A 6,376-nucleotide genomic window follows, 5' to 3' on the forward strand; every position below is an offset into this window, starting at 1 on the left:
GAAGAGGATAATATGAGAATCAAAACTTTACCAGATGTTTTTATTAATGCGCTGCCGGTATTAAAAAAGATTAATGCGGCCGGTTTTGAAGCTTACTTTGTTGGCGGTTGTGTAAGAGACCTGCTTTTGAATCGTCATATTCATGATGTTGATATTGCAACGAGCGCGTATCCAATGGAAATTAAAGAAATTTTTGATAAAACGATTGATACTGGAATAAAACACGGTACAGTTACAGTTTTATATGAAAATGACAGTTATGAGATAACTACTTTTAGAACTGAATCAGGTTACCAAGATTTCCGTCGTCCGGATCATGTAACTTTTGTACAGAACCTTAGTGAGGATCTAAAACGTAGAGATTTTACAATCAATGCTTTGGCAATGGATGTTGATGGCAATGTGATAGATCATTTTGATGGTTTAAAAGATCTCAATTTAAAGCTCATTAAAGCTGTTGGAAAGGCTGAAAATCGTTTCCATGAAGATGCTTTAAGAATGATGCGAGCTGTTCGATTTATGAGTCAATTGCAATTTACTTTAGAAACTGAAACTGAGAAAGCTATCAGTGATAATCACGAACTTCTCTCCAAAATTTCAGTTGAAAGAATTCGAGATGAATTTGTAAAAATGGGTCTCGGAAATGGTAGTCAAACAGCATTTCAAGTTTTCTTAGACACAGGGCTATCTGAAGAAGTTCCTTGTTTTGCGGGCAAAAAAGAAGCACTATCTATTTTTCCAAAGTTAAATTTTGCCCCAACTACAGAAGCTAATTTTTGGGCAGTAATGATTATTTTATTGAAAATTCCAACTAAGAAGATTGCTCATTTTATGAGAAAATGGAAAAATTCAAATGCAATGGAAAAGCAAGTTGCTGAAATTGTCGATTTCTTTGATTTAGTAAGTGCTAAAGACCCAAGTAACTTTGATCTATTTAATTCTAATTTAAGTACAATTGCTTCAGCTATTGATTTGGCTCATATCTTAGGTCAGCCAGTTAATGGCCAAGCTTTAGTTGATCGTTATGAAGCTTTACCAATCAAAAATGCTAGTGAATTAGCAATTGATGGTAGTTTTTTACTAAAAAATGGGATACCAGCAGGTCCAAGAATTGGTGAGATTTTAACCGCAATTAAAAAGGCGGTTACTGAAGGAAAAATTGATAATGACGCAAGTCAAATCAGTAAATTTTTATTAGAGATGAATAATTGAAAATAAAAAATGTTGGCTCAAATTTTGAACCAACATTTTTTTATACATAGAGTAAAATTGAAAAATACATTAGGATTGATCCTAACATAACGAAAAGATGCCAGATGACATGAATAAATGGGACCCTTCTCATCGAAAATAGAACTGCCCCAACTGTGTAAGCAACTCCACCCCAAACTAATAGGGAAAAACCCCAAGGTCCCAAAACAGGGTAGAGATCTTTAGATGCCAGTAAAACAAACCAGCCCATTGCAACGTAGATTATCGTATCAAGAACTACGTGTTTTCCTTGGTTAAAGATATAAAACAAAATTCCAGTAACGGCCAAAGCATTAATAATCAACCAAATAATCCAACCTTTAGCTCCCCCAATAGCAACCAAGGCATAGGGAGTATAAGAGCCTGCAATTAAGATAAAGATTGAAGAATGATCAAAAACTTGAAAAACTTTTTTAGCTCTTGTAAAAATCAAACTATGATAAAGAGTAGAAAATAAATACAACAAAATTAAGCTGATACCATAAAGAGTAAATGAAATTACTTTTATAGCGCTAGAGCTTTGAGCAGCTTTAATTATTAACAATACTAATCCCGCAATTGAAAGCCCAAAACCGATGCCGTGTGTAATTGCTGAAAACGTATTATCAACAATTTTATACCCTCTAGATCGATCAGGATTATCTGTCCAAATATTTTTTAATGTCATAAAATTAAGATTCCTTTTAACTGATATTTATATTTTTGATATACTAGTGCTTGTATCTATTAGCTAAATTCTAACACATAAATTCGAATTGATTGCTAAAAATCAAGCTAAGAAACGAAGGACTAATATGACAAAGATTAAAGTGGTTACTGATTCTTCAGTACAATTAACTACTCAAGAAATAAAAAAGTATGGAATCACGGTTGTTCCTTTGACAATAACCATCGATGGAAAAAATTATATTGATGGCGTTGAAATCTCTCGTGCGGATTTTGTCAAAAAAATGAACGACGCAAACGAATTACCAAAAACTAGCCAGCCATCTATTGGAGTTTTTGAAAAGACTTTTAAAGAATTAACTAGTGATGGTAGTAAAGTAATCGCTATTTTCTTAGCAAAAAGTTTAAGCGGAACTATTGACGCTGCTCGTCAAGCTGCTGAAATTATCGGAAAAAGTGACGAAATTACTTTAGTTGATTCTGAGTTAACAGATCGGGCAGAGGGCTTTCAAGTTTTAGCTGCTGCCAAAGACGCCCAAGCTGGAAAATCAATGCAGGAAATTTTGGATCACGTTAATAAAATAAAGGCAAATCAAAAATTGCGGATGATGGTTGTCGATTTGAAAAATCTGATTAAAGGTGGACGTTTGGGCGCCTTATCCGGACGAATTGCAACTATGTTAAACATTAGAATTGCTCTTAAGATGCCTAAAGGTCAATTAGAAGTTGCCAAAAAAGGACGAGGCAAAAAGTTTTCTAAGGCATTTGACCAAAAAGTTTTAGAAGATATTCGAAAAAACAAAGACCATATCAGTCAAGTTGGTATTTCTTATGTTGATACTCCAAAGCAAATGCATGAATTGGCAGAAAAAATAAAAGAAATCAATCCTGAGATTGACGTTTTAGTTAAAGAAACAAGTCCAATTATTGCAACTCACGCAGGTAACGGTGCATACGCAATTTTATATTATGTGGAGAAGTAGTATCCAGTGGCATATAGAGAAAGTTTTTATCGTTTTTTGATGACACAAAAAGATCCAGATTCGCAAAACGACATTGCTCAATTTGCAAATAACGCACAAAATGATAGTCAATTTCCTAAACAAGAGCAAGATTATGAAAAATTATCAGAATATTTAGAACTTAATGCAGGCTACTTGCCTTCAATGAGCATTTTTGACGATGCCTATCAAATGTATTTGGATAAAATGAATAATTAGGACAATATTAAATGACGAAACAAGAATCTGATCAAGATAAGAATACTTTTAAAAAAAGAAAATTGCACCTACCCAGACCAGCTCAATTTGTTATAACCGGAATCTGTAGTGCAGTATTAGGTGGGGCAGTTACTTATGGATATTTATATTTTGAAAATCAAAATACGCCATTAGCTAGTGTCGAAAAAGTCTATAACCAGCTCCAGCAAACCTACTATAAAAAAACTGACCCTAGTAAGCTTCAGCAAGGGGCTATCAATGGGATGCTCAGTAGCTTAAATGATCCTTATTCTGAACAACTATCAGGCACAAGCCAGGATCAAATTAATAGCGTTATTCAAGGTACTAGTTTTGGTGGCATTGGTGTTCAAATGCAAGTTAAAGATAATAAAATCTTAGTAGATTCAATTATTAATGATTCGCCAGCTTCCAAAAGTAACATTAAACCTGGGGATGAAATTTTATCTGTTGATGGCAAACAAGTTAAAGCTAGTGAATTTCAGAAGGTCTCTTCTTTAGTGCGCGGTAAAAAGGGAACTAAGGTTACTTTGAAATTAAAACGCAATAATTCAACTTTTGATGTCACTTTGACTCGTGCGACTATTCAACAATCGACACTATCTATCAAAAATATAGATAATGCGACAGTTATTACCATTAGTCAGTTTGATTCCAATACTAGCAAAGATCTTAAAAAAGCTCTGAAGAAAATTAACACTAAAAAATATCCCAAATTAATTATTAACTTGCAAGATAACCCTGGCGGAGTAATGTCAGGTGCATTAGAGTCAGCTTCTTATTTTGTTCCGAATGGTAAAAAAATAATGATTTACCAAAGTCGTAATAAGAAAAAAATTATTCGTTCGTCCAATAAACTTTCTGGCAATTTTAAAACTAACCTTAAACCTATAATTTTGATTAACGATAATACAGCTAGCGCAAGTGAAATTTTTACTGCAGCTCTCGTACAAAATAATAGGGCCGTTACAGTTGGTCAAACTAGTTTTGGAAAAGGCACAGTCCAAGAAGTTGGTGCTAGTGATAACGTTGAATATAAGTATACGATTGCAAAATGGTTGACTCCAAATGGAGATTGGATCAATCATAAGGGTATAAAGCCAACTTACCCTGTTAAAGACTCTTCTTTAGCAAATTTACCTCAGTTTCAGACAAGTCAGCTTTTGAAAGAAAATATGATGGGCCTTGATGTAGCAATACTCCAGCAATATTTAACTGCATTAGGTTATATGTCAAATCATTTAACTGGAGTATTTGATGCACAAACGAAAGCGGCTGTGATTAATTTTCAAAAAGCTAACGATTTGAAATCAACTGGTACAGTAGATCTTTCTATGCGACAGAGTTTGTATTTAGCAGTAGCTCAAAAATTGCAATCAAATGATCCTGCAATGCAGAAAGCTTTAAGTTTAAATTATTAAGGAGGAATAAAGATGGCTAATATTCAATGGTATCCAGGTCATATGAATAAGGCTAAGAATCAATTAGAAGATAATTTAGATTTAATTGATGTGTTGATCGAAGTTTTAGATGCTAGATTACCTCTTTCTTCACGTAATCCAATGATTGGTCAACTAACCAACAAAAAACCACATATCGTAATTTTGAATAAATCAGATCTAGCCGATCCTATTCAAACTAAATTATGGATTAAATATTTCCAAAAAGAAGGCAGCTTTGTGATGTCACTAGATGCTCAAAATAGTACCAACATGACTGCTTTATTTAAACTAATCAAATTAGCTGGACGTGAAAAAACAGAAAAGCTTGAAAAAAAAGGCGCTTCTAATCCTATAATTCGTGTCGCATTAGCTGGCATCCCTAATTGTGGTAAATCTACTATTATTAACCGTTTAGTAGGTAGAAATGCGGCTATTGTTGGAGATAAGCCTGGCGTGACAAAGGGACAAAGTTGGCTTAAAACTAAAACTAATGTTCAAATTTTGGATACACCAGGAATTTTGTGGCCTAAATTTTCTGATCAAACAGTAGGTTATAAACTAGCTGCATGTGGAGCAATTAAAGAAGATATTTTTCATGCGGATGACGTCGCCTTGTTTGTAATTAAATTTTTGAAAGAAAACTATACAAAATATTTAGAGAACTTTTCTCGACTATCAATTAACCAAATTAATGATTTACCTGATCCAGACTTATTGCTTGAAATGACGCAAAATTATGGGATGCGTGATGATTATGAACGTTTTTCTAAATTCATGTTATTACGTTTGCGCAAGGGTAAGATAGGGAGGATAACTTTCGATCTCAGATGACAATTAATGAAATTAAACAATTATTATCAGGAAATATCTCTAAAAAACAACTTGAGCAATTAAGTCAAGATCCAAGAAAAGGTGTTAAAAACCTGCTATCTTCTTACTTCAAAAGACAAGAAAAGCTAGCTATTAAAAAATAAGCCTTTTTACAGCGTTTTTCATTTGAAAAACAATACTGGGCTCAAAATCAACTGGTTGCAGGGGTAGATGAAGTCGGCAGAGGACCATTAGCAGGTCCGGTAGTGACAGCTGCTGTTATCTTGGACAAAGATTTTGATCTAATTGAAGTAAATGATTCAAAAAAGCTAACCCCAAATAAAAGATTAGAACTTTTCCCAAAAATTTTAGAGAAAGCTGTTTGCGTCAGCGTAGGTTTATCCAATAATGATGTGATTGATCAAATCAATATCTACGAAGCTGATCGTGTAGCAATGGCTCATGCAGTGGAGGGATTATCAGTTAAACCTGATTCATTGCTAGTTGATGCAATGAATGTGCCTGTAGATTTACCACAAGTTTCTCTAATAAAAGGCGATAACAAGTCTAATTCTATTGCTGCTGCTAGTATAGTAGCTAAAGTTTTTAGAGATAATTTGATGGATGCTTATGCTCAAAAATATCCTGAATATGGTTTTGAAAAAAATGCCGGTTATGGAACAAAGCAACATATTGAAGCTTTAAAAAAATATGGACCTACTCCTATTCACCGCTTAACTTTCGCTCCAGTTAGTGAATTCAATAAAAAATAAAAGAAATTAATAAAAATATCTATAAAATGTGTAATACATTATGGAGTTATTTTTTTAATGAATACAAAAGAATTTTGTTTAAGATTAAAATTGAAACAAGGTATTGGGATTACCACTTTAGGGAAAATTGCAGAAAATTTTACTTCAGAGGAAGAAGTAACAGTTGACAAAATAGAGACTTTATAATTAAAATCAA

General features: G+C 33.3%; 7 protein-coding genes and 1 pseudogene. 7 read left to right on the plus strand and 1 reads right to left on the minus strand.

Annotated elements, in window-relative coordinates:
* Positions 1–12: 12 nt before the first annotated feature.
* On the plus strand, positions 13–1,212 hold the full coding sequence (locus Q0Y70_RS09155) for a CCA tRNA nucleotidyltransferase (RefSeq protein ID WP_297820170.1): 1,200 nt from the start codon (positions 13–15) through the stop codon (positions 1,210–1,212).
* A gap of 40 nt (positions 1,213–1,252) precedes the next feature.
* On the opposite strand, the gene Q0Y70_RS09160 is transcribed toward Q0Y70_RS09155, so the two are convergent.
* Complete coding sequence (locus Q0Y70_RS09160; protein WP_297820150.1) at positions 1,253–1,918, minus strand: hemolysin III family protein; 666 nt, start codon at positions 1,916–1,918, stop codon at positions 1,253–1,255.
* Between the two features lie 127 nt (positions 1,919–2,045).
* Here Q0Y70_RS09160 and Q0Y70_RS09165 point away from each other — a divergent pair, with 127 nt between their 5' ends.
* From Q0Y70_RS09165 to Q0Y70_RS09190, 6 genes and pseudogenes are all read left to right on the plus strand, one after another.
* Positions 2,046–2,900 carry a DegV family protein gene (locus Q0Y70_RS09165; protein WP_297820154.1) on the plus strand — a complete coding sequence of 285 codons (855 nt, stop codon included), beginning with the start codon at positions 2,046–2,048 and terminating at the stop codon, positions 2,898–2,900.
* Between the two features lie 6 nt (positions 2,901–2,906).
* Positions 2,907–3,137: a YozE family protein gene (locus tag Q0Y70_RS09170; protein ID WP_297820158.1), complete on the plus strand. Its 231-nt coding sequence runs from the start codon at positions 2,907–2,909 to the stop codon at positions 3,135–3,137.
* Positions 3,138–3,148: 11 nt separating this feature from the next.
* Positions 3,149–4,576, plus strand: coding sequence for a S41 family peptidase (locus tag Q0Y70_RS09175; RefSeq protein ID WP_297820161.1), 1,428 nt, complete (start codon positions 3,149–3,151; stop codon positions 4,574–4,576).
* Positions 4,577–4,588: 12 nt separating this feature from the next.
* A complete protein-coding gene (gene ylqF / locus Q0Y70_RS09180) occupies positions 4,589–5,428 on the plus strand; it encodes a ribosome biogenesis GTPase YlqF (protein WP_297820164.1) in 840 nt (279 codons plus the stop codon).
* Positions 5,425–6,180, plus strand: a pseudogene (locus Q0Y70_RS09185) (ribonuclease HII). The gene ylqF and the pseudogene Q0Y70_RS09185 overlap by 4 nt, the downstream one beginning before the upstream one ends.
* Positions 6,181–6,237: 57 nt before the next feature.
* Complete coding sequence (locus tag Q0Y70_RS09190; protein WP_297820167.1) at positions 6,238–6,366, plus strand: hypothetical protein; 129 nt, start codon at positions 6,238–6,240, stop codon at positions 6,364–6,366.
* Positions 6,367–6,376 lie beyond the last annotated feature (10 nt).

Origin of the sequence: uncultured Lactobacillus sp. (assembly GCF_947367085.1) — a bacterium.
Taxonomy (GTDB): domain Bacteria; phylum Bacillota; class Bacilli; order Lactobacillales; family Lactobacillaceae; genus Lactobacillus.